Source organism: Phocaeicola plebeius, from assembly GCF_003437535.1.
GTDB classification, from domain to species: domain Bacteria; phylum Bacteroidota; class Bacteroidia; order Bacteroidales; family Bacteroidaceae; genus Phocaeicola; species Phocaeicola plebeius_A.
Map to the genome: position 1 here is coordinate 1 of NZ_QSQT01000007.1, position 20,964 is coordinate 20,964.

A 20,964-nucleotide genomic window follows, 5' to 3' on the forward strand; every position below is an offset into this window, starting at 1 on the left:
GTTATGCTATTGAGAAAATGTGCAAGGAAAAGAAAAGTTTAAATCACTTCATTTAAAATGGTTTCTGAATTGAAATTTACTAAGAAACAAATAAAAGAATTTTTAGGGGGATTGATGTCCCTAAATTGTACAAATGGTGTATGTATATTGTATATTTTGTTTTTATGGACTTGTATATTTCAGGATTTTTATCGAATATTGCAAGTAATAGCTTCTACGAATCTAAGGGAAATGAAGAAAATACTTTTAAATTGTCTTTTATTGGTGGCGTTAGTCGGACTATTTCCTCGTCTGGCGGCTCAAAATATAACTTTCAAGCATCTTTCTACTGATAACGGCTTGTCGCAAATATCAGTAAATGATATTTATGTAGATGAAAATAACCTGATATGGATTGGTACGCGTGAAGGATTGAATTGTTATGATGGAAATGACATTGCAATCTACCGGCTGGAAAAGGACAATCCGTATAGTTTGTTCTCAAATCATTTGCTACGCATTACGGGCGATGGGGAAGGACATCTTTATTTATTGTGTATGGAAGGGGTGGCCAGTTTTGATATGGATACCCGCAGATTTGCTACACTACTCAGTGGAAAAGTGGATGCCATTACCTATCATGAAGGGCTTTACATAGCGTGTGGAAATGAGGTCTTTCGTTACAACAAAGAGAGTGGTAATTTTGACAGCTTTTTTCGGCTTCCTTCTGATAACGGAAACATTTCTTCCTTATTCTTCGATTCGTCAAAACGTCTGTGGATTGGGACAGAGCACGATGGCCTTTATCGTTGGGCGGAAGGCGTGCAGCCTGTACATCTTGTAAACGGACAGCATGTGTCGTCTATATTTGAAGATTCTTCTCATAATATCTGGATTGGTACCTGGAGCGGAGGTATTTTCCTTTTTGACAATAAAGGGACAGTGCGTAACATACGTGCGTTGCTATCAGGTAAATCGTCCCTTTCTTCTGATTTTGTACGCTGTTTCGAAGAAGATAACAAGGGTTGTCTTTGGATAGGGACTGAAACCGGACTGGATTGCCTGGATACCCGTACAGGCCGTGTGGAACACTACAGCGAAGGGGTTGATTCGTATGGACTGACCCATTCTTCTGTATGGTGTCTCCAGAAGGATGGTCAGGGGACAATTTGGGCTGGAACTTATTTTGGTGGGGTGAACTATTTTAATCCGGAATATGCCATATATCGTTTCTTCCAGAAGGAAGACAATCCTTCTGAAGGACTGAGCAGTCCGATTGTAGGAAATATGCTTGAAGATAAGAGAGGGCATATTTGGATTTGTACAGAGGGAGGAGGATTGAATCGGTTTGATCCGGAAAAAGGTACTTTCCAGTGGTTTGTTCATCGTCCGGCTGCCAATAGCATTTCGCATAATAATGTGAAATCCATCTGGTATGATGAGGCGGAAGACTGTATATGGTTGGGACTGCACTTGGGAGGTATCAATAAATTGGATATAAAGACCGGACGATTTACAGTGTATCGAAAGAGAGAAGGAGATAAGGAAACCATTCCATCGGATATTGTACGCGATATTGTACCTTATAAAGATAGTCTGGTGGTAGCTACACAGGCTGGTGTCTGCTTGTTTTCCCGGACTACCGGAAAATGTCGCCAGCTGTTCCTGAACCATAAGGAGGGAAAACTGATTCGCATGGTAGCTGATCTGGAGTTTGATCGGAATGGAGTTCTGTGGATGGCTGTAACCGGTGAAGGTGTTTTCTCGTATAATTTGAAGACGGATGAATTGCTTCACTATGTATATCGTAACGGAGAGTCAGGTATCAGCAATAACAATGTGAACAGTATTTTCTGTGACAACGAGAATAAAATCTGGTTTGCCACTTCAGGTAGTGGATTGGATTGTCTGGACCAGAAGACGAATACCTTCCGTAACTATGATATGGCAAGTAACGGCCTTCCTGGCGACTGTGTATATAAAGTTTGTGAAGGAGAGCGTGGGGAGCTGCTGATGATAACCAATCAGGGATTCTCTTGCTTTGATTACCATAAAGGAGTTATACGCAACTATTTGTCGGAGAATGGTTTCCCGATGTATTCTTTAAATGAGAATGCCTTATTCATGTCAAAGAAGAAAGAGGTGTTCTTAGGTGGTACTTCCGGAATGGTGATGTTTGCTCTTGATAGTTTAAATTATCGTTCGAAGCCTTATTCTATTATGTGGAGCCGTCTGGTAGTAAATGGCAAGGAAATAAAAGTCAATGATGCTTCTGGTATTTTAAAGCGTGCTTTGAACCATACGTCACAAATTACTTTGCGTGCCGACCAGAATATGTTCAGCATTTATTTTGCTACCAATAACTATATCCCGGAGAATAAGGAACCAATGGAATATCTGTTGGAAGGTTTCTCCAAGGAATGGACCATGGTGAGAGATCGTCCTGTTATTACCTATACGAACTTAAATCCGGGAACGTATACATTGTGGGTACGTTCGTCCAATCCGAAGAGTTTAAGCAGTCCCATCAGCATGGAAATTGTGGTGAAATCTCCATTTTATGCTTCAAACTGGGCTTTTCTGCTTTATGCCCTGATAGTAGGAGGAATCGTGTATTATTTGATGCGGATGTATCAGAGCCGTGTAAAACTGCAGGCGTCACTGACCTATGAACAGCGCCATTTGCAAGATATAGAGCGCCTGAATCAGAATAAGTTGCGTTTCTTTACCAGTATTTCGCATGAGTTTCGTACTCCGCTTACCCTTATCATCGGGCAGTTGGAAAAACTGATGCAGACCTCTCAGCTTTCTCCTTCTGTTTATTCAAATGTATTGTTGGCTTATAAGAGCGGAGTGCAGTTAAAGGAACTGATAGGTGAGTTGCTGGACTTCCGGAAACAGGAACAGGGAAAGATGAAATTGAAGGTGTGTCGAATGAACCTGGTCAATTTCCTGAATGAGACTTATTTGCTTTTCCAGCCTTATGCCGAAAGCAAGCAGATACATTTGGAGTTTCACAAGTCGCAGGATGAAATAGAATTGTGGTTTGACTGGAAACAGATGCGTAAGGTGATAAATAACCTGTTGTCGAATGCCGTGAAGCATGTACCTTCCCAAGGTAAAATTGTCATGGAGGTTGGCAAGACCGATGAAGAAGCATGGTTCTCAGTGGAAGATAATGGCAGTGGCATTCAGCCGGCGGACATTGATAAGATTTTCGACCGTTTTTATCAAAGTTCAGTGGATACAGAGATTAATGCAGGAACGGGGATTGGACTGGCTTTGACAAAAGGTATCGTGGAACTTCACCATGGAAAGATTTCTGTGGAAAGCGCCCAAGGCAAGGGGGCTAAGTTTATTGTTCGTATACCATTGGGCAAGGAGCTTTATACAGCGGATGAAATTATTGAAGAAGGTGAAAATGCTGTGGTTAGCCAGTTGACGCTTGATGCCCAGAAAAAAGAATTAGATACGGAGTTATCTGAGAAAATCCTTGAGACAGAAGAAACTTTTGTAGGAGAAAAAGAAGGCTTCCGTCCTCATATCTTGATTGTAGAAGATAACGATTCTATTCGTCGTATGCTGGCTGAGTTGTTCGAGGGTATGTATGAGGTGACGACTGCAGTCGACGGGCAGGATGCGCTGGAAAAGGTAGAGGAGGCTTCTCCGCATATTATATTGAGTGACGTGCTGATGCCGCGCATGTCGGGTATTGAATTGGTGAAGCAATTGAAAGGGAACCTGGACACTTGTCACATTCCGGTGGTGTTGCTGACGGCCCGTACTGAAATAGAACAGAATCTGGAAGGATTGAAAATCGGAGCAGATGATTACATCACGAAACCTTTTGATTCTCGTTTGCTGGTATTCCGTTGTAACAATCTGGTGAATAACCGCCGTAAGTTGCAGGAGTATTTCACCAAGCAGCCTACTGTGGAGACTCCGGTGTTGGCTACGAATCCGCTGGATAAGGAATTCCTTGATGAGGTGATTGCTGTATTTGAACAACATTTGGATGATTCTGACTTTACCATTGATATGCTGGCCCAGCAAATGCTGGTTTCGCGTACGAGAATGTATGCAAAGATTAAGGCGATTACTGGCCAGACGCCTAATGACTTCTTTATTACCTTACGATTGAAAAAAGCGGCCTTCCTTTTGCGGAACAATCCGGAGCTGAATGTAACCCAGATTTCCGATCAGACAGGATTCAGTTCACCCCGCTATTTCAGTAAGCTTTTCAAGAAGGCATATCAACTGACACCGATGGCTTACCGGCAGGGAGAAGAATGACGTGTATTTTACTAACCTAAATATAGAAAGATGAAACAAGACCTTTTAGTTTGTATTTCTGCCCTTTCCGGATTGGCAGGATTGACCGGATGTGGTCAGGCGCAGAAGCAGGAAGCTCCTAACCTGAAGCGTCCGAATGTGATTTTTATTTATTCGGACGACTTAGGCATCGGTGATTTGAGTTGTTACGGGGCTACGAAGATTTCTACGCCGAACATTGATAAACTGGCGGCTCAGGGAGTACAGTTTACCAATGCCTATGCCACTTCGGCTACGAGTACTCCGTCGCGTTACGGTATGCTGACCGGATGTTATCCGTGGAGAAAGGAAAATACAGGTATCGCTCCGGGTAATTCTGAGCTGATTATTGATACCACATGTGTTACACTGGCTGATGTGTTCCATGAAGCGGGCTATCATACCGGTGCGGTCGGAAAATGGCATTTGGGACTGGGACCTGTTGGAGGAACTAATTTTAACGGGCTCATCAAGCCGAATACCCAGAGTATCGGATTTGATTATGAATTTATCATTCCGGCTACGGTAGACCGTGTGCCTTGTGTGTTTGTGGAAAACGGAAGAGTAGCTGGACTGGATCCTTCCGATCCGATTACTGTCAGCTATGACCATAAGGTAGGCGACTGGCCTACGGGTGAAGAGAATCCGGAACTGGTGAAACTGAAACCGAGTCAGGGACATAACAATACCATTATCAACGGCATTCCTCGTATCGGATGGATGACGGGAGGTAAGTCTGCTTTGTGGAATGACGAGGAAATTGCCGATGTCATCACTGAAAAAGCGAAGAACTTTATCTGTTCGTCTACTGATAAACCGTTCTTCTTGTACATGGGTACACAGGATGTACACGTGCCGCGTATTCCTCATCCGCGTTTTGCCGGAAAGAGTGGTCTCGGTACCCGTGGTGACGTAATCCTTCAGTTGGATTGGACCATTGGTGAGATTATGAATACACTGGATAGTCTGGGCATTGCCGATAACACCTTGTTTATTTTCACCAGCGACAACGGTCCGGTGATTGATGACGGTTATCAGGACCAGGCTCGCGAAATGTTGAACGGACATACGCCGATGGGTATTTACCGTGGAGGAAAATACAGTTTGTATGAGGCAGGAACTCGTGTACCGTTTATTGTACGCTGGCCGGCAGCTATTCAGCAGCCTTGCAAGCAACAGGGATTGTTCTCTCAGATTGACGTATTTGCGTCGCTGGCAGAAATCATGGAAATGCCGTTGGCTAAAGGAGTGGCCCCCGACAGTCATGCACGTTCGCAGGCTTTGATTGGAAAGGATCAGTCTGACCGTGAATATGTGGTAGAACAGAATCTGAACAATACGCTGGCCATTATTCAGGGTGAATGGAAATATCTTCAGCCCAGTGATAAGCCTGCATTGGAATTCTGGACCAAGACTGAACTGGGTAACGCGCCTGAACCTCAGTTGTATAATCTTCGTAAAGATCCTACGGAAAAAGAAAATGTAGCATCGCAGAATCCGGAAAAAGTGAAAGAACTTGCTACTTTGCTGGATAAAGTAATTGCTTCAAAATAAGAAGTTTAAGATGCCCTGAAAAAACGTCCTTGCGTTTGAAGAAAAACGCAAGGACGTTTTCTTTCAAACGCAAGTGCGTTTTGACTAAAACGCTTTGACGTTTTGTCTTAAACGTAAAGGCGTTTTTATGTGCCTATTTTGTCTGGCTGAATCCCTCTGCTTTCAGCAGGTCGATTATGCGTTGTTTGAACTCTCCCTGAATGAGAATTTCACCGTCTTTCACGGCACCTCCCACACCACATTTGGTTTTAAGCAGTCTTCCCAGTTCTTTTAAATCATCTTCCGGACCAATAAATCCGGAAATGACGGTAACGGTTTTTCCGCCTCGTCCTTTTTTCTCGATACTGACCCTCAGTTTTTGTTGCTTCGGGTCGACAGTTGCCGGCTCTTCCTCTTCGTCAAGCTGATAGTTGAAGTCTGGGTTAGTGGAATATACAATGTTCAGACGGTCTTTCCAGTCGTTCTTTTTCATGTGAATTTAATTTAATCTGCTTCAAAGGTATGACATTTTTCAGGAATCGTGTTCAGGGTTTACAAGAAATAGTTTAATTTTGCATTATTGATTAATTGAACACACTCCGAATGGCGGTACGAAGTCGTAAAATGACGGACAAGATTCCTGAGCCTACTTTACGCAGACTCCCGTGGTATCTTTCGAATGCTAAGCTGATGAAAGAGAAAGGGGAGAAGTATGTATCTTCTACACAGATTTCCAGACAGATAAATATTGATGCTTCGCAGATAGCCAAAGACTTGTCGTATGTGGATATTTCCGGACGTACAAGGGTGGGCTATGAAGTGGATTTGCTGATTCAGGTGCTGGAGGATTTTTTAGGTTTCACGAATCTGCATAAGGCGTATCTGTTTGGTGTGGGAAGTCTGGGAGGCGCATTGCTCAGAGACTCCGGTCTGTCACATTTCGGGCTGCAGATTGTAGGAGCATTCGATATTAACCCGAATCTGGTGGGTACAACCGTAGAGGGAATTCCTATTTACCATACCGACGAGTTTGAAGAACGGCGGGCAAAGGACGGAGTGAAAATAGGTGTGCTGACCGTGCCCATTAACATTGCTCAGGATATTACGGACAAGATGGTGGCTGGTGGTATTCAGGCTGTGTGGAACTTTACTCCCTTCCGTATCCGTGTACCGGAAACGATTGTCGTACAAAACACGTCACTGTATGCACATCTGGCAGTGATGTTCAACCGTTTGAATGAAATTATAAAGAAATAACTCCATGAAAATTATTGCTATAGGCATGAACTATAGCCTGCATTGCCATGAGTTGCATGCAGGAGAAGCCTTGCCCCAGGAACCGGTTATTTTTATGAAGCCGGATTCTGCCTTGCTGAAAGACAGCAAGCCTTTTTTTATTCCCGATTTTTGTGAACAGGTGGACTACGAGACGGAAATGGTGGTGCGCATTTGCCGTTTGGGAAAAAATATTTCCGAACGTTTTGCTCATCGCTATTACGATGCCGTGACGGTAGGTATCGACTTTACCGCCCGTGACTTACAGCGTAAGTTCCGTGCTGAAGGAAAGCCTTGGGAACTGTGCAAGGGTTTTGACAGTTCGGCTGCCATTGGCGACTGGGTGCCAGTGGAAAAGCTGAATGACATACAGAAAGTGAATTTCCATCTGAATATTGACGGAAAGACGGTGCAGCAGGGCAATACAGCTGATATGCTGTTTTCTGTAGACCAGATTATTGCTTATGTGAGCCGTTTCTGTACGTTGAAAATCGGTGACCTGTTGTTTACCGGTACACCGGTGGGAGTAGGCCCCGTGCAAATCGGGAACCACCTGGAGGGATTTTTGGAAAATGAAAAACTTCTTGATTTTTACATACGATGAAGATAAGAGTAGGATTTGGATTCGACGTGCACAAGTTAGTGACAGGGCGTGAACTTTGGCTGGGTGGTATTCGCCTGGAACACGAAATGGGTTTGCTGGGACACTCGGATGCTGATGTGTTGATTCATGCCATTTGCGATGCTTTGTTGGGAGCTGCCAACATGCGTGACATTGGTTATCATTTCCCGGATAATTCGGCCGACTTCAAGAACATTGACAGCAAGATTCTGCTGGCAAAGACCGTAAAATTGATTGCCGGAAAAGGGTATCGGGTAGGTAATGTGGATGCCACGGTGTGCGCCGAACGTCCGAAGTTGAAAAAATTTATTCCGGAGATGCAGGAAGTGCTGGCACGGGTGATGGAGGTGGATGTGGACGACGTGTCCATCAAGGCCACCACTACAGAAAAATTAGGATTTACCGGACGTGAGGAAGGTATTTCAGCCTATGCTACGGTATTAATTGAAAAAGATTAAAGGAGGATAAAAGATGAATCCGAAGTATTCTGTGGTGATTCCGGTGTACAACCGTCCGGATGAAGTGGATGAGTTGTTGCAGAGTCTGTGCGGTCAGACATATCAAAACTTTGAAGTGGTGGTCGTAGAAGACGGTTCTGCCATTCCTTGCAAGCAGGTGGTCAAGAAGTATACGGAAATGCTGGATGTGCACTATTTTGAGAAACCGAATTCAGGACCCGGACAGACGCGCAACTATGCGGCAGAGCGCAGTCGCGGAGAGTATCTGCTGATTCTGGATTCAGACTGTATCCTGCCTGAAACGTACCTGGCTGCGGTGGAAGCGGAACTCCAGCGGGAACCGGCAGATGCGTTTGGAGGTCCCGACCGGGCACACGATTCTTTTTCGGATGTACAGAAAGCTATTAATTATGCCATGACTTCTTTCTTTACCACGGGAGGCATCCGGGGCGGCAAGAAAAAAATGGACAAATTCTATCCTCGCAGTTTTAACATGGGAGTCCGTGCCGAGGTGTACAAGGCATTGGGTGGATTCTCTGCGATGCGTTTTGGCGAAGACATAGATTTCAGTATCCGTATTTTTAAAGGAGGTTACCGTTGCCGTCTGTTTCCGGAAGCCTGGGTATGGCATAAGCGTCGTACGGACTTGAAAAAGTTTTTCAAGCAGGTACACAATTCCGGTATCGCTCGCATTGATTTGTATAAGAAATATCCTGAATCATTGAAGCTCGTGCATCTGCTTCCGGCTGTATTTACGGTTGGAGTCGTGATGGTATTGCTGGTTGCGTTTATCTGTCCGTGGAGCTTGCTCTTGTTGGCTTTGTTTGCCGTGGTTATTTTTATCGATGCTTCTATTCGCAATAAAAGTATAAAAATTGGTGCACTATCTGTCATTGCTGCGTTTATACAATTGACGGGCTACGGTTCCGGCTTTTTGCGGGCGTGGTGGAAACGTTGTATATGTGGCGGAAAGTCCTTCTCGGCTTTCGAAAAAACATTCTATAAATAAGACATTGTCCCCAATAAAATGTTCGGTAGCTCGTCGGTGTTTTTATTAAGAAATTGATGCATGAACGAGAAACTGAACATTACCCAGTGGGCGGAAGAAGACCGTCCGCGGGAAAAAATGCTGCTGCATGGTCCGGCTGCTTTAAGCAATGCCGAGCTGCTGGCCATCCTGATAGGTTCCGGCAATACAGAAGAAACAGCGGTAGAACTGATGCGGAAGGTGTTGGATGACTGCCATAACCGTTTGAGTGAGTTGGGAAAATATACGGTGGACGATCTTTGCCGTTATAAAGGAATTGGTCCGGCAAAGGCCGTGAGCATTCTGGCAGCCTCTGAATTGGGGAGGCGCAGAAGAGAGGAAGAACCTTCTGAGCGGAAGAAAATTACCAGCTCACAAGATGTGTATGCCTTTTTTTATCCCCTGATGTGCGACTTGCCGGTGGAAGAATGCTGGGTGATGTTGCTGAATCAGGCAGCCAAGGTGATTGATACGGTTAAAATTAGTCGGGGAGGACTGGCCTCCACGCAGGTCGATGTGCGTTGTATTTTGCGTGAGGCACTCTTGAAACGGGCCACTTCCATGATTCTTTGTCACAACCATCCTTCGGGAAATATTCGTCCGAGTCAGGATGACGACCGCCTGACCCATGCGCTGCTGGAAGCTGCACGTACCATGAACATCCGCTTGCTCGACCATGTGGTGGTTTCGGACGGCGATTATTACAGTTATGGAGATGAAGGCCGCCTTTAGTGTCTTTTTTTGTCGGTCGAAGATGAAAAAATGGAGATTTTTCCCTAAGTTTGCGGAAAGAATAAAGATTGAAAGATTAAAGATTATGGACAACGAAACGAAGTTGAAGATTGAGGAAAAAATCATAGATATGTTGAAGACCGTATACGACCCGGAAATACCGGTAAATGTGTACGATCTGGGCTTGATTTATAAGATAGACCTTCAGGAAAACGGAGAATTGACTATCGACATGACTTTGACCGCCCCGAACTGCCCGGCAGCAGATTTTATTATGGAAGATGTGCGTCAGAAAGTAGAATCGGTGGAAGGAGTGACTGCCGCTACGGTCAATCTGGTCTTTGAACCGGAATGGGACAAGGATATGATGACCGAGGAGGCAAAACTGGAATTAGGATTTTTGTAAGAAAAGGCTTATGGATGCGATGAAGAATGTATATTTTCTTTCGGATGCGCACTTGGGTTCGAGGGCCATTGCACACGGGCGTACGCAGGAGCGCAGGCTGGTGAACTTTTTGGACAGTATCAAGCATCGGGCAGCGGCCGTCTACTTGCTGGGCGACATGTTCGATTTCTGGTATGAGTTCAAGCTGGTGGTTCCCAAAGGCTATACCCGCTTTCTGGGAAAAATCTCGGAGCTGACTGATTTGGGAGTGGAAGTACATTTTTTTATCGGTAACCATGATATCTGGTGTGGAGACTATCTGGAAAAGGAGTGCGGCGTCATCCTGCACCGTGAGCCGCTGACCTGTGAGATTTACGGGAAAGAGTTTTTCTTAGGACACGGTGACGGACTGGGCGACAATGACCGTAAGTTCAAGTTGCTGCGCACGATGTTTCACAGCAAGACCTTGCAGCGATTGTTCTCGATGCTTCATCCGCGATGGAGCGTGGAATTTGGACTGGAATGGGCCAAACACAGTCGCCTGAAGAGGGAAGGTGGGCGTGAGCCTGATTATATGGGAGAGGATAAGGAACCGCTGGTACTATTCTCTAAAGACTATTTAAAGAGTCATCCGGACATTAATTACTTTATTTACGGGCATCGTCACATTATGCTGGATTTGATGCTGAGCCGTACGTCGCGTATGATGATTCTGGGCGACTGGATTACCGAATTTTCGTATGCGGTTTTCGATGGAGAAAATATGTTCCTGGAGCAGTATATTGAAGGGGAGACTTCGGTGTGATACTGTGTGAAAAGGATAAGAAATAATTCAGGCGCTGAGGAAGAACGTACATTCTCTTCAGCGCCTGAATTTTTATAGAGTTTGTATTGTAAGTTATCGAGCAACTTCTCCGCTTTCATGGCGGGCAAGCAGACCTTCTACTTCGGATACTTTCACCATGTTATAGTCGCCGGCAATCGTATTCTTCAGTACGGAAGCAGCCGTAGAGAAGTCCACACGTTTCTGGTTGTCTTCGTATGCATTCTGTGCATAAAGCATGGCACCACAGAATGCATCGCCTACTCCCACACAGTCAATTACGTTGTCAATATCGAACACGCGGGTGTATTTCATTTCTCCCTGTGCGTAAAGTACTCCGGCAAAAGTGTGGTGTTCTGAACTCATCACATTGCGCAGGGCAATATAGATATATTTGCAGTTTGGAATCTGCTGGCTAATTTCCTTGCAGAACTTCTCATACGCTGCGGTATCGTATTTTTCACCGCTTCGGGTGGCCTTGAAGCCGGGAGCCGGAATTCCGGTGACGAGAGCATATTCACCTTCACTTCCGAACATGATGTCACTGCTGGTCATGAGCGGGCGTAATACTTCCTGGGCTGTTTTTCCGTAGTTCCATAAGTTCTTCCGGTAGTTGATGTCGTATGAGATGGTCAGTCCCATTTCCTTGGCTATGTCGATGGCTTCCTTGCACACCTCTGCCAATCCGGGAGTCAGTGCGGCATCAATTCCCGACCAGTGGAAGATGGCTGCGTCTTTGAAAATCTCGCGCCAGTTAATCATTCCAGGCTTCAGTTCAGAGAATGAGGAGTTCTCACGGTCGTAGATAACGTTGGAGTTACGCATGGCAGCGGCTTTCTCCATGTAATAGGTACCTAAGCGATGTCCGCCGAAAAGAATGTGTTTAGTTCCGATATTGTGAGAACGGAGCTCTGCGATACAAGTCTCTCCCAGTGCATTGTCCGGCAATCGGGTAATATATTCTACCTCTCCGCCAAAGTTGGCAATGGAGATGGCTACGTTAGCTTCGCTTCCTCCATAGTTAACCAGAAAGTCACGGCTTTGCTGGATGCGCAAGTTATCGGGAGTGGTAAGACGGAGCATGATTTCTCCAAATGTTACAATCTTTTTGCTCATAATAGAAGGTTTTTCGTTTATTAGTTAGAACGTGGGCAAAAAGAAAGAGGATACTTCCTGAGGGAATCTCTCTTTGCCTTTGTTTCTGGCGCAAAGATAGTGAATTCCTTTGCAGGAGGTATCCTCTTTTAACTCTTTTAGGATTCCTGTGATTATTTGTTGTTCAGGATGTTCATGGTATCTGTAGCAATCATCAGCTCTTCGTCAGTAGGAATAACCACTACTTTTACTTTAGAGCTGTCTGTAGAAATGATAGCTTCTTTGCTACGTACTTTGTTTCTTTCCGGATCAATTTCTACGCCCAGGAAGCCCAATGTCTTGCAGACACCTGCACGGGCTGTAGCCTGATTTTCGCCTACACCACCGGTGAACAAGATTACGTCAACACCTCCCATGGCAGCTGCGTAGGCACCGATGTATTTAGTAATGCGGTAGAAATACATATTTTCTGTCAGGATAGCGCGTTCTTCACCTCTAGCTACTGCATCTTCCAGTTCGCGCATGTCGCTTGATTTTTCGAACATACCTAGTACACCGCTCTTCTTGTTCAGCAAGGTAGACATTTCGTCTGGAGTCAGACCTTCTTTCTTCATGATGTAAGTGATGGCGCCACCGTCGATGTCACCGCAGCGAGTTCCCATCATCAAGCCTTCCAGCGGAGTAAGTCCCATGGTTGTATCGATACATTTTCCGTCTTTTACGGCTGCGATTGAACCACCGTTACCGATATGGCAAGTAATGATACGGCTGCCTTCCTGCGGGATGTTCAAGAATTCACATACACGCTTTGAAACGTAGCGGTGAGAAGTTCCGTGGAAACCATAACGACGGATACCGTATTTTTCGAAATACTTGTAAGGTATCGGGTACAGGTAAGCGTAGTCCGGCATAGTCTGGTGGAATGCAGTATCGAATACAGCTACCTGCGGTACTTCCGGCAGAAGTTTCTGTACGGCGTAGATACCTTTCAGGTTGGCCGGATTGTGGAGCGGGCCCAGGTCGCAGCATTCTTCTACAGCTGCAATTACGGCGTCGTCAATCAGTACAGAACCGCTGAACTTGGTTCCTCCGTGCAGTACACGGTGGCCTACTGCTTTGATTTCGTGCAGGTTGCTTACTGCTCCATATTCTGCATTAGTCAAAGTGTCGAAAATGAACTGTACACCAGTGGTATGTTCTGGCACGTCTTTTTCAATCACTTTCTTTTCACCGTTAGGCAAAGTCAGTTTCAGGAAAGAACCCGGAAGACCGATTTTTTCAATACCTCCTTGAGCGAGGACTTCTTTTGTAGTCATTTCAAACAATTTGTATTTGATTGAAGAACTACCGCAGTTGAGTACTAATACTTTCATATCTTAATTAAATATTTTTGTAATGATGAAAACTATAATGCCACTCTGCAAGAAAAGTGAGTGGCATTATGGAAATAAATTATCGGAATCGGATGATTACTGTGCCTTGGCAGCAATAGCCTGGTTGGCAGTGATGGCAATCATCTTGTATACGTCGTCGATGCTACATCCGCGTGACAAGTCGTTTACCGGACGAGCGATACCCTGCAGGATAGGTCCTACAGCAGTAGCGTGGCCCAGACGTTCAACCAGTTTGTAAGAGATGTTTCCTACTTCCAGACAAGGAACAACCAATACATTAGCTTTTCCGGCAATTTCAGAACCCGGAGCTTTGCTTGCACCTACTCTTGGAACCAAGGCAGCATCAGCCTGCAGTTCACCGTCAATTTTCAATGCCGGGTCTAATTCTTTTGCAATTTTCAATGCTTCTACCACTTTATCTACTACTTCGTGTTTTGCAGAACCTTTGGTAGAGAAGCTCAGCATAGCTACACGCGGGTCGATGCCTGCCACTGCTTTTGCAGTCTGAGCAGTACAGATAGCGATTTGTGCCAGCTGGTTGGCATCAGGTACAGGAGTTACAGCTACGTCGCCCATTACCAATACACCGTTGTCTCCGCATTCAGGAGCGTGTGTCAGCATCAGCATAGCACCTGAAACGCAAGTGATGCCCGGAGCAGTCTTGATAATCTGCAATGCAGGACGAAGTACATCACCAGTTGTATTGCGTGCACCTGCCAATTGTCCGTCTGCGTCGCCAGCCTTGATAATCAGACAGCCCAAGTACAAAGGATTCAGCACAAGTTTGCGAGCTTCTTCGATGGTCATTCCTTTTTTCTTACGAAGTTCGCACAGCAGCTGTGCATATTCTTCTTGTTGAGGATTGTTTTCTGGGTCAATGATGGTAGCTTTGTGGATATTACCCAATCCCCATTCTTTGGCCAGGTTCATGATTTCATCGGGGTTACCCAACAAAATAAGGTCTGCTACACCGTCTGTCAATATCTGATTGGCAGCTTTCAAAGTACGTTCTTCTGTTCCTTCCGGAAGCACGATGCGCTGTTTGTTTGCTTTAGCGCGTTTAACGATTTCACTGATTAAATCCATGATTTATATGTTAAATTGTAAATGCTTGTTGTGTGCGGTAACGAGCTTTTTGTTTTCCACTTGCAAAAATAGGTATTTTTGTAATATCTAGTTTGCAAAAAGCGTTTTTTTTTGCTTTAAAGTATGCAAAAACCTTTCCATCCCTTGTAGATTTGAATAAAAAGCGGCTTAGAAGGAGATTGTTTTTTCTGATTATGTATTTTTGCACCGGTTTTCAAGATAAAATAAAAGGTATTATGATTCGACAGTGTTCTATTCTTTTTGGATGTCTGGCGTTAGGTGAACTGATTGTTTATTTGACGGGTATTAAGCTTCCTTCGAGCATCATTGGTATGCTGTTGCTGACTTTGTTTCTTCAGCTGGGCTGGATAAAACTGGAGTGGGTGCAGGGGCTTACAAATTTTCTGGTAGCAAATTTAGGATTTTTCTTTGTGCCGTCAGGAGTGGCGTTGATGCTCTATTTCGATGTGATTACGGCGCAGTTCTGGCCGATTGTAATTGCGACGCTGGTCAGCACGATTTTGGTTTTAGTAGTAACAGGTTGGGTACATCAATTAGTTCGTAAGTATGGATTTTTTCGAAAATAAATTTTTTCTGCTGGCCATTACGTTTGGCTTTTTCTTTTTGTCAAAATTGTTGCAGAAAAAAACTGGATGGGTGCTGTTGAATCCTATCCTTGTGGCAATAGCCATGTTGATTTGTTTTCTTCAGTTCACGGGAGTTTCTTATGAGACTTACTCTGAGGCTGGTTCGTTGGTAGAATTTTGGTTGAAGCCGGCCGTCGTGGCATTGGGGGTACCTTTGTACCTGCAGTTGCGCATGATAAAGAAACAGCTGATGCCGATTCTGATTTCGCAGTTGGCCGGTTGTGTGGTCGGGCTGGTTTCGGTGACGATTATTGCCAAATTGATGGGGGCCTCTCCGGAAGTGATTATGTCATTGGCTCCAAAGTCTGTGACTACTCCGATTGCCATGGAGGTATCGAATGCGGTAGGAGGGATTCCTTCACTGACGGCTGCTGTGGTTATTGTGGTCGGATTGTTTGGAGCTATCTGCGGATTTAAACTGCTTCAGGTAGGGCGTGTAGCTAGCCCGATTGCACAGGGATTGTCCATGGGGACAGCCGGCCATGCAGTCGGTACTTCACGTGCCATGGAAGTGAGTGGCAAGTATGGTGCGTACGCAAGTCTGGGATTGACCTTGAACGGAATTCTTACCGCTTTGCTTTCGCCTACAATTTTGCATATCTTAGGATTGTATTAAGATTTTGTCCTTGTACGGAATGAACTGAATGACCGGCTGATTTGTTATTTTCTTCAGATGTAAGTATTTGTTCGAAACAAAAAAGAAACACCTATATGATAGCATTTAAACCGATAGACCTGAGTGATAAGGAAACTGTGCAGAAATATACGTTGTGCAGTCCACGGCGTAATTGTGATTTGTCGTTTGTGAACCTGTACAGCTGGCGTTTCCTGTATCAGACGGAGATTGCGGAAATGGATGGCTTTTTACTGTTTCGTTTCTATGCAGACGGACAGCTGGCCTATATGATGCCTGTAGGTGAAGGAAGTGATATTCGTCCGGTGATTGAGGCGTTGATGGAAGATGCAAAAAGTCAAGGGGCTCTTTTCCGTTTGTTGGGTGTGTGTGCCAATATGCGTGCAGAGCTGGAAAATGCTTTCCCGGATCGGTTTAATTTTGTATCCGACCGGGATTATGCTGATTACATTTATCTGCGTTCCGACTTGTCTACATTGAAAGGGAAAAAGTTTCAGCCCAAACGAAATCATCTGAATAAGTTCAGGAGTAATTATCCGAATTATACATATAAACCTTTGACTTCCGATTTGATTCCCGCATGTCTGGAGCTGGAGACTCAGTGGTGCCGGGCGAACAATTGCGCGGAGAATCAGGCCTTGGAGAACGAACGTTGCTCCATGACAGCTGCCTTGCAGCATTTGGAGCAATTGGACGTGATTGGAGGAGTGCTTTATGTGGAGGATGAGATTGTGGCCTTTACTTTTGGGGCACCCATTAACCAAACGACTTTCGATACCTGTGTGGAAAAAGCAAATACGGCTGTGGAAGGAGCGTACGCCATGATTAATTATGAGTTTGCCAATCATATTCCTTCGCAGTACATCTATATCAACCGGGAGGAAGACTTGGGATTGGAAGGGCTCCGGAAAGCCAAGCTTTCTTATCAGCCGGAAGTGATTCTTGAAAAATACATGGCGGAGTTGAAATGAGTGTGAAAGAGCAGGTCAGAATGTTATGGGCAACTTGCTTTCATGACTCGGAAGCGTTCATGGATCTTTATTTCGGTTGCCGCTATGCTGATTCCCTGAATGAGTATATGGAATCGGACGGGCAGGTAATAGCTGCTTTGCAACGTATTCCGTATCGGTTGACGTATGAAGGCATGAATGTGCCGGTTGCCTATATTTCAGGAGCTTGTACACATCCGGCATATCGGGAGCGGGGAGTGATGCGAAAATTGCTGGCCCAGGCTCATCAGAGCATGTTTCGGGAAGGGGTGCTGTTTTCTACTTTGATACCTGCAGAGGATTGGCTGAAAGGTTACTATGCCCGTTCGGGATATACCCTTTGTTTTCAACGTAGAAAAAAGTTATTAACAGCTTCTTGTTTACCTGTTGAAAACTTTTCAAATCGGTGGAAACTGGTTGAAATCCCTCCAGGAAGTGCCTTATGCGGGGATGCTTTCCGTTTTTATGACCTTTTTCAGTCTGATTGTGAAAACTGCATACAGCATAATTGGGAAGATTTCCACATCATATTGGCGGATTTACTTTTGTCGGGAGGTCAGTTGTGGGGTGCTGTAGAGGAAGATGAACTGCAGGGACTTTGCTTCTGTTTGCCGGAAGAGGAAAAACTGATAATCAAGGAAGTGGTATGCAGGGATAAGACCGTTGAACAAGCTATGCTGCGTGGATTGTCTTCTCATTACGGCTTGATGGAATTGGAATGCTATTCTTTTTCTGATGGTCAGCCTTATGAGCTAGGGATGGCAAGAATCATTCATGTAGAGGCTTTGTTCAGATTATTGGCAGGAATATGGACTGGAAACCATTATTTTAAAGTAGAAGGGGATGAGGCTCTTCCGCAAAATAATGGTTGGCATAACTTGGAAGGAGGCATGTATTCCAGAGGTGAATTGAAAGGGCAGACTTATCAAGTGGTTTCTATCAATGAACTTACCCGACAACTGTTTGATGGGAAATTCCCCTACATGAATCTGATGTTGGATTGAAGTTACATCCGGTTGTCGGCTGTCAGCATACGTTCCAGTTCTTCTGCCGTTAGCTTCAAATGGAACTGTCCGTGGTAGGCAATGGAAATGCCGCCAGTTTCTTCGGATACAATAATGGCCATGGCATCGGTTTCTTGTGATACACCCAAGGCTGCACGATGGCGAAGTCCTAATTCTTTAGGGATTTCCAGGTTGTGTGAAACTGGAAGAATGCATCCGGCTGCTTTTATTCGTTTGTGGCTGATGATCATAGCTCCATCGTGCAATGGGCTGTTCTTGAAGAAGATATTCTCAATGAGACGCTGGTTGATATTGGCATCAATCAGGTCGCCTGTACGGACAATGTCATCCAACGGGAAATCCTTTTCTATCACAATCAGTGCTCCTACCTTACCCTTACTCATATTCAGGCAGGCCATCACGATAGGCATGATGTCTTCTTTTTCTGTGTCCGTCTTTTTGTTGCCTTTCAGGAAACGGAACAGGCTGTTGCTGCGGTGTCTGGAACCTAATGACAATAGGAAATGGCGTATCTCGTCCTGGAACAAGACAATAAGTGCGATAACTCCTACACTCACCAGTTTGTCGAAAATAGAACCTAATAGTCTCATTTGGAGTACCTGTGACACGATTACCCAAATGATAATGAATACCAGGATACCGATGAAGATATTAATGGAGCCCGACGACTTCATCAGCTTGTAGGACTTGTATAACAGAAAGGCTACCAGCAGAATGTCGAGTATATCTTTGAAACTGAGTATGTAGATGTCGAAAGGCATAATTAAAAGTATGTTGAAGTTCGTGTCTTAAATCATTGGTTTTGCATGGCATTGAAAATCCGGACGGTTTCTACGGCTGCTTTTACGTCATGTACCCTGAGCAGGTTGGCACCTTTCATCAAGGCAATAGCGTGTACGGCAGTTGTCCCGTTCAGGGCATTTTCAGCTCCTCCTCCCAATAATTTATAAATCATTGATTTGCGGGATACTCCTACAAGTATCGGAAGTTGGAATATGGAGAACTCTTCCAGTTTGTTCAGTATTTCATAATTATGTTCCAGTGTTTTTCCGAAACCAAATCCTGGATCTATAATAAGGTCTTTTACACCTGCAGCCCGGAGCTTCTCGATTTTTTCAGCAAAATAAAGGATGATTTCTTTAACCGGATGCTGGTAGTGCGGATTCTTTTGCATGTTTTGTGGATTTCCCTGCATGTGCATCATGATGTAGGGCACTTTCAATTTTGCCACAGTAGAAAACATGTTTGCATCCAAGTCGCCGGCAGAAATGTCATTGATAATTGCCGTACCGTATTCTTCTACGCACATCCGGGCTACATCGGCACGGAAAGTGTCGACAGAAACAATGGCATCAGGGAATTCTCTTTGGATAACCTGTAAACCGTGTTTCAGCCGTTTCATCTCTTCTTCCGGAGATACATCTTCGGCATCCGGACGTGAAGAATAGGCACCAATGTCAATGATGCGTCCTCCCTCTTCTATAATCTGGTGTACCCTGCTGACAATATCCTCTTCCGCTTGTTTACGGCTGTCGGCATAAAAAGAGTCGGGGGTTACATTCAGAATACCCATCACCTGAGGGCGGGATAAATCCATCAGTTCTCCGTTGACGTTGATGTATTTTGCAAACGTTTCTTCCATTTGTTTTTCCTTCATTTTAGCCTTGCAAAGTTACGTACAATAATTTGATTTGTGTGGGTTCTTTCTTGCGAATTTTCCTTGTTGGATAGATTTTTACCCCCTTCAATGTGCTCTTTTTTCACTTTTTGGCAAAAAAACAACTCAAAAGTTTGCAGATTACAAATTTAGTTGTACCTTTGCAACCGCAATTGAGAACGAGACTATCGGGCGTTTAGCTCAGCTGGTTCAGAGCATCTGCCTTACAAGCAGAGGGTCGGCGGTTCGAATCCGTCAACGCCCACTCAACGAATTTCTCGTAAATCATTGCTTTTTCTTTTTGGGGCGTTTAGCTCAGCTGGTTCAGAGCATCTGCCTTACAAGCAGAGGGTCGGCGGTTCGAATCCGTCAACGCCCACACCGAAATATAATTGTCAACTTTTCCCCTATTGGGCGTTTAGCTCAGCTGGTTCAGAGCATCTGCCTTACAAGCAGAGGGTCGGCGGTTCGAATCCGTCAACGCCCACACCGAAATATAATTGTCAACTTTCCCCCTATTGGGCGTTTAGCTCAGCTGGTTCAGAGCATCTGCCTTACAAGCAGAGGGTCGGCGGTTCGAATCCGTCAACGCCCACTTCAAGCTTCGCAATTTTGCGGAGCTTTCTTTTTTTTAATACTTTTCTTATATGCAAATATTAATTCTGGCAGATAATCAAGATGTGACTCGCTATGGCATGAAGGCTATTGCTGCCGGATTGTATCCGGTATGTGTTTATGTGGAGGCTTTGGATTGGAAGTCCTTGGCGGAATCGTTGGCTGAGTATCCTGAAGCATGTGTGGTGCTGGATTATACTTTGCTTGATTGTTCGGTGGAACAGCTGCTGGTATTGCATGAGCGTTTTCCGAAGGCTGACTTTGTATTGTTTAGTGATCAGCTGGGACGTGATTTTGTGCGTAGAATGCTGCTTGCGGGCTCGTCATTTCATGTGTTGATGAAGGATGCGCCGTTGGCGGAAGTAAATCAATGTCTGCGTGATGTGAATGGAGGGTGTCAGTTTGTTTGTGGTAAGGCGAAGGATTTGCTTCGTGAGGAAGGAAAGAAGCAAAATAGAATGGCTCCACTGACGCAAACGGAGAAAGAAATTCTACGAGCTATGGCGCTGGGGAAGAGTACAAAAGAGATTGCAGCAGAGCGTTTTTTGAGTGTATATACGGTGGCGACCCATCGTAAGAATATTTTCCGGAAACTGGAAGTAAACAATGCGCACGAAGCGATTCGTTATGCGCTCCGTGCGGGAATTGTCAATACGGTAGAATATTGTATTTGATTT

General features: G+C 44.8%; 20 protein-coding genes and 4 tRNA genes. 18 read left to right on the forward strand and 6 right to left on the reverse strand.

Annotated elements, in window-relative coordinates:
• The first annotated feature begins 231 nt into the window (after positions 1 to 231).
• Both DXD04_RS04685 and DXD04_RS04690 read left to right on the forward strand, forming a co-directional pair.
• Positions 232 to 4,272, forward strand: a complete 4,041-nt coding sequence (locus tag DXD04_RS04685) for a two-component regulator propeller domain-containing protein (RefSeq protein WP_117671321.1) — start codon at positions 232 to 234, stop codon at positions 4,270 to 4,272.
• 30 nt (positions 4,273 to 4,302) lie between these two features.
• Entirely contained in the window at positions 4,303 to 5,844 is a 1,542-nt protein-coding gene (locus DXD04_RS04690) for a sulfatase family protein (RefSeq protein ID WP_117671323.1), read from the forward strand.
• Between the two features lie 133 nt (positions 5,845 to 5,977).
• Here the strand turns inward: DXD04_RS04690 and DXD04_RS04695 are convergent, their stop codons facing one another.
• On the reverse strand, positions 5,978 to 6,316 hold the full coding sequence (locus DXD04_RS04695) for a translation initiation factor (protein WP_117671325.1): 339 nt from the start codon (positions 6,314 to 6,316) through the stop codon (positions 5,978 to 5,980).
• Between the two features lie 110 nt (positions 6,317 to 6,426).
• Between DXD04_RS04695 and DXD04_RS04700 the strand changes: the two genes are divergently transcribed.
• The 7 genes from DXD04_RS04700 to DXD04_RS04730 all read left to right on the forward strand — a co-directional run bounded on the left by DXD04_RS04700 (position 6,427) and on the right by DXD04_RS04730 (position 11,127).
• Entirely contained in the window at positions 6,427 to 7,080 is a 654-nt protein-coding gene (locus tag DXD04_RS04700) for a redox-sensing transcriptional repressor Rex (protein WP_117671327.1), read from the forward strand.
• Positions 7,081 to 7,084: 4 nt separating this feature from the next.
• Positions 7,085 to 7,702 carry a fumarylacetoacetate hydrolase family protein gene (locus DXD04_RS04705; protein WP_117671329.1) on the forward strand — a complete coding sequence of 206 codons (618 nt, stop codon included), beginning with the start codon at positions 7,085 to 7,087 and terminating at the stop codon, positions 7,700 to 7,702.
• Positions 7,699 to 8,178 (forward strand): 2-C-methyl-D-erythritol 2,4-cyclodiphosphate synthase, encoded by a 480-nt coding sequence (ispF, locus tag DXD04_RS04710; RefSeq protein ID WP_117671331.1) that lies wholly within the window; start codon positions 7,699 to 7,701, stop codon positions 8,176 to 8,178. The genes DXD04_RS04705 and ispF overlap by 4 nt, the downstream gene beginning before the upstream one ends.
• 13 nt (positions 8,179 to 8,191) lie before the next feature.
• Positions 8,192 to 9,187, forward strand: coding sequence for a glycosyltransferase family 2 protein (locus DXD04_RS04715; protein WP_117671333.1), 996 nt, complete (start codon positions 8,192 to 8,194; stop codon positions 9,185 to 9,187).
• A gap of 60 nt (positions 9,188 to 9,247) precedes the next feature.
• Positions 9,248 to 9,937, forward strand: coding sequence for a RadC family protein (gene radC / locus DXD04_RS04720; protein ID WP_117671335.1), 690 nt, complete (start codon positions 9,248 to 9,250; stop codon positions 9,935 to 9,937).
• Positions 9,938 to 10,022: 85 nt separating this feature from the next.
• Complete coding sequence (locus DXD04_RS04725) at positions 10,023 to 10,343, forward strand: metal-sulfur cluster assembly factor (protein ID WP_022053104.1); 321 nt, start codon at positions 10,023 to 10,025, stop codon at positions 10,341 to 10,343.
• A 19-nt stretch (positions 10,344 to 10,362) separates the two neighbouring features.
• Positions 10,363 to 11,127 (forward strand): UDP-2,3-diacylglucosamine diphosphatase, encoded by a 765-nt coding sequence (locus DXD04_RS04730; RefSeq protein WP_117671484.1) that lies wholly within the window; start codon positions 10,363 to 10,365, stop codon positions 11,125 to 11,127.
• Between the two features lie 93 nt (positions 11,128 to 11,220).
• Here the strand turns inward: DXD04_RS04730 and DXD04_RS04735 are convergent, their stop codons facing one another.
• From DXD04_RS04735 to pta, 3 genes are all read right to left on the reverse strand, one after another.
• On the reverse strand, positions 11,221 to 12,261 hold the full coding sequence (locus tag DXD04_RS04735; RefSeq protein ID WP_117671337.1) for a sugar kinase: 1,041 nt from the start codon (positions 12,259 to 12,261) through the stop codon (positions 11,221 to 11,223).
• Positions 12,262 to 12,413: 152 nt separating this feature from the next.
• Complete coding sequence (locus tag DXD04_RS04740; protein WP_117671339.1) at positions 12,414 to 13,613, reverse strand: acetate kinase; 1,200 nt, start codon at positions 13,611 to 13,613, stop codon at positions 12,414 to 12,416.
• Between the two features lie 96 nt (positions 13,614 to 13,709).
• Entirely contained in the window at positions 13,710 to 14,720 is a 1,011-nt protein-coding gene (gene pta, locus DXD04_RS04745) for a phosphate acetyltransferase (protein ID WP_117671341.1), read from the reverse strand.
• 236 nt (positions 14,721 to 14,956) lie between these two features.
• On the opposite strand from pta, the gene DXD04_RS04750 reads away from it, so the two are divergent.
• From DXD04_RS04750 to DXD04_RS04765, 4 genes are all read left to right on the forward strand, one after another.
• Positions 14,957 to 15,307 (forward strand): CidA/LrgA family protein, encoded by a 351-nt coding sequence (locus DXD04_RS04750; protein ID WP_022053109.1) that lies wholly within the window; start codon positions 14,957 to 14,959, stop codon positions 15,305 to 15,307.
• Complete coding sequence (locus tag DXD04_RS04755) at positions 15,288 to 15,983, forward strand: LrgB family protein (protein WP_117671343.1); 696 nt, start codon at positions 15,288 to 15,290, stop codon at positions 15,981 to 15,983. The genes DXD04_RS04750 and DXD04_RS04755 overlap by 20 nt, the downstream gene beginning before the upstream one ends.
• A 95-nt stretch (positions 15,984 to 16,078) precedes the next feature.
• Entirely contained in the window at positions 16,079 to 16,972 is an 894-nt protein-coding gene (locus DXD04_RS04760) for a DUF2156 domain-containing protein (RefSeq protein ID WP_117671345.1), read from the forward strand.
• The gene (locus DXD04_RS04765) at positions 16,969 to 17,994 is read left to right on the forward strand and encodes a GNAT family N-acetyltransferase (protein WP_117671347.1); all 1,026 of its coding nucleotides are present in this window, start codon (positions 16,969 to 16,971) and stop codon (positions 17,992 to 17,994) included. The genes DXD04_RS04760 and DXD04_RS04765 overlap by 4 nt, the downstream gene beginning before the upstream one ends.
• A 2-nt stretch (positions 17,995 to 17,996) precedes the next feature.
• On the opposite strand, the gene cdaA is transcribed toward DXD04_RS04765, so the two are convergent.
• Together cdaA and folP are read right to left on the reverse strand one after the other, a co-directional pair.
• Complete coding sequence (gene cdaA / locus DXD04_RS04770) at positions 17,997 to 18,776, reverse strand: diadenylate cyclase CdaA (RefSeq protein WP_007558067.1); 780 nt, start codon at positions 18,774 to 18,776, stop codon at positions 17,997 to 17,999.
• A gap of 32 nt (positions 18,777 to 18,808) precedes the next feature.
• Positions 18,809 to 19,657, reverse strand: coding sequence for a dihydropteroate synthase (folP, locus tag DXD04_RS04775; protein ID WP_117671486.1), 849 nt, complete (start codon positions 19,655 to 19,657; stop codon positions 18,809 to 18,811).
• Between the two features lie 205 nt (positions 19,658 to 19,862).
• Between folP and DXD04_RS04780 the strand changes: the two genes are divergently transcribed.
• The 5 genes from DXD04_RS04780 to DXD04_RS04800 all read left to right on the forward strand — a co-directional run bounded on the left by DXD04_RS04780 (position 19,863) and on the right by DXD04_RS04800 (position 20,961).
• Positions 19,863 to 19,937, forward strand: a tRNA-Val gene (locus DXD04_RS04780).
• A 39-nt stretch (positions 19,938 to 19,976) separates the two neighbouring features.
• Positions 19,977 to 20,051 (forward strand) — tRNA-Val (locus DXD04_RS04785).
• Between the two features lie 33 nt (positions 20,052 to 20,084).
• Positions 20,085 to 20,159: transfer RNA gene (locus tag DXD04_RS04790), tRNA-Val, on the forward strand.
• A gap of 33 nt (positions 20,160 to 20,192) precedes the next feature.
• Positions 20,193 to 20,267 (forward strand) — tRNA-Val (locus DXD04_RS04795).
• A gap of 52 nt (positions 20,268 to 20,319) precedes the next feature.
• Positions 20,320 to 20,961: a helix-turn-helix transcriptional regulator gene (locus tag DXD04_RS04800; protein ID WP_117671349.1), complete on the forward strand. Its 642-nt coding sequence runs from the start codon at positions 20,320 to 20,322 to the stop codon at positions 20,959 to 20,961.
• Positions 20,962 to 20,964 lie beyond the last annotated feature (3 nt).

Bases quoted from the DNA above. Each gene is read 5' to 3' on its own strand.
- pta (WP_117671341.1), bottom strand. From the start codon at position 14,720: ATGGATTTAATCAGTGAAATCGTTAAACGCGCTAAAGCAAACAAACAG.
- radC (WP_117671335.1), top strand. From the start codon at position 9,248: ATGAACGAGAAACTGAACATTACCCAGTGGGCGGAAGAAGACCGTCCG.
- DXD04_RS04690 (WP_117671323.1), top strand. From the start codon at position 4,303: ATGAAACAAGACCTTTTAGTTTGTATTTCTGCCCTTTCCGGATTGGCA.
- DXD04_RS04705 (WP_117671329.1), top strand. From the start codon at position 7,085: ATGAAAATTATTGCTATAGGCATGAACTATAGCCTGCATTGCCATGAG.
- DXD04_RS04765 (WP_117671347.1), top strand. From the start codon at position 16,969: ATGAGTGTGAAAGAGCAGGTCAGAATGTTATGGGCAACTTGCTTTCAT.
- DXD04_RS04800 (WP_117671349.1), top strand. From the start codon at position 20,320: ATGCAAATATTAATTCTGGCAGATAATCAAGATGTGACTCGCTATGGC.
- folP (WP_117671486.1), bottom strand. From the start codon at position 19,657: ATGGAAGAAACGTTTGCAAAATACATCAACGTCAACGGAGAACTGATG.
- DXD04_RS04685 (WP_117671321.1), top strand. From the start codon at position 232: ATGAAGAAAATACTTTTAAATTGTCTTTTATTGGTGGCGTTAGTCGGA.
- DXD04_RS04750 (WP_022053109.1), top strand. From the start codon at position 14,957: ATGATTCGACAGTGTTCTATTCTTTTTGGATGTCTGGCGTTAGGTGAA.
- DXD04_RS04715 (WP_117671333.1), top strand. From the start codon at position 8,192: ATGAATCCGAAGTATTCTGTGGTGATTCCGGTGTACAACCGTCCGGAT.
- DXD04_RS04730 (WP_117671484.1), top strand. From the start codon at position 10,363: ATGAAGAATGTATATTTTCTTTCGGATGCGCACTTGGGTTCGAGGGCC.
- DXD04_RS04725 (WP_022053104.1), top strand. From the start codon at position 10,023: ATGGACAACGAAACGAAGTTGAAGATTGAGGAAAAAATCATAGATATG.
- cdaA (WP_007558067.1), bottom strand. From the start codon at position 18,776: ATGCCTTTCGACATCTACATACTCAGTTTCAAAGATATACTCGACATT.
- DXD04_RS04760 (WP_117671345.1), top strand. From the start codon at position 16,079: ATGATAGCATTTAAACCGATAGACCTGAGTGATAAGGAAACTGTGCAG.
- DXD04_RS04740 (WP_117671339.1), bottom strand. From the start codon at position 13,613: ATGAAAGTATTAGTACTCAACTGCGGTAGTTCTTCAATCAAATACAAA.
- DXD04_RS04735 (WP_117671337.1), bottom strand. From the start codon at position 12,261: ATGAGCAAAAAGATTGTAACATTTGGAGAAATCATGCTCCGTCTTACC.
- DXD04_RS04755 (WP_117671343.1), top strand. From the start codon at position 15,288: ATGGATTTTTTCGAAAATAAATTTTTTCTGCTGGCCATTACGTTTGGC.
- ispF (WP_117671331.1), top strand. From the start codon at position 7,699: ATGAAGATAAGAGTAGGATTTGGATTCGACGTGCACAAGTTAGTGACA.
- DXD04_RS04700 (WP_117671327.1), top strand. From the start codon at position 6,427: ATGGCGGTACGAAGTCGTAAAATGACGGACAAGATTCCTGAGCCTACT.
- DXD04_RS04695 (WP_117671325.1), bottom strand. From the start codon at position 6,316: ATGAAAAAGAACGACTGGAAAGACCGTCTGAACATTGTATATTCCACT.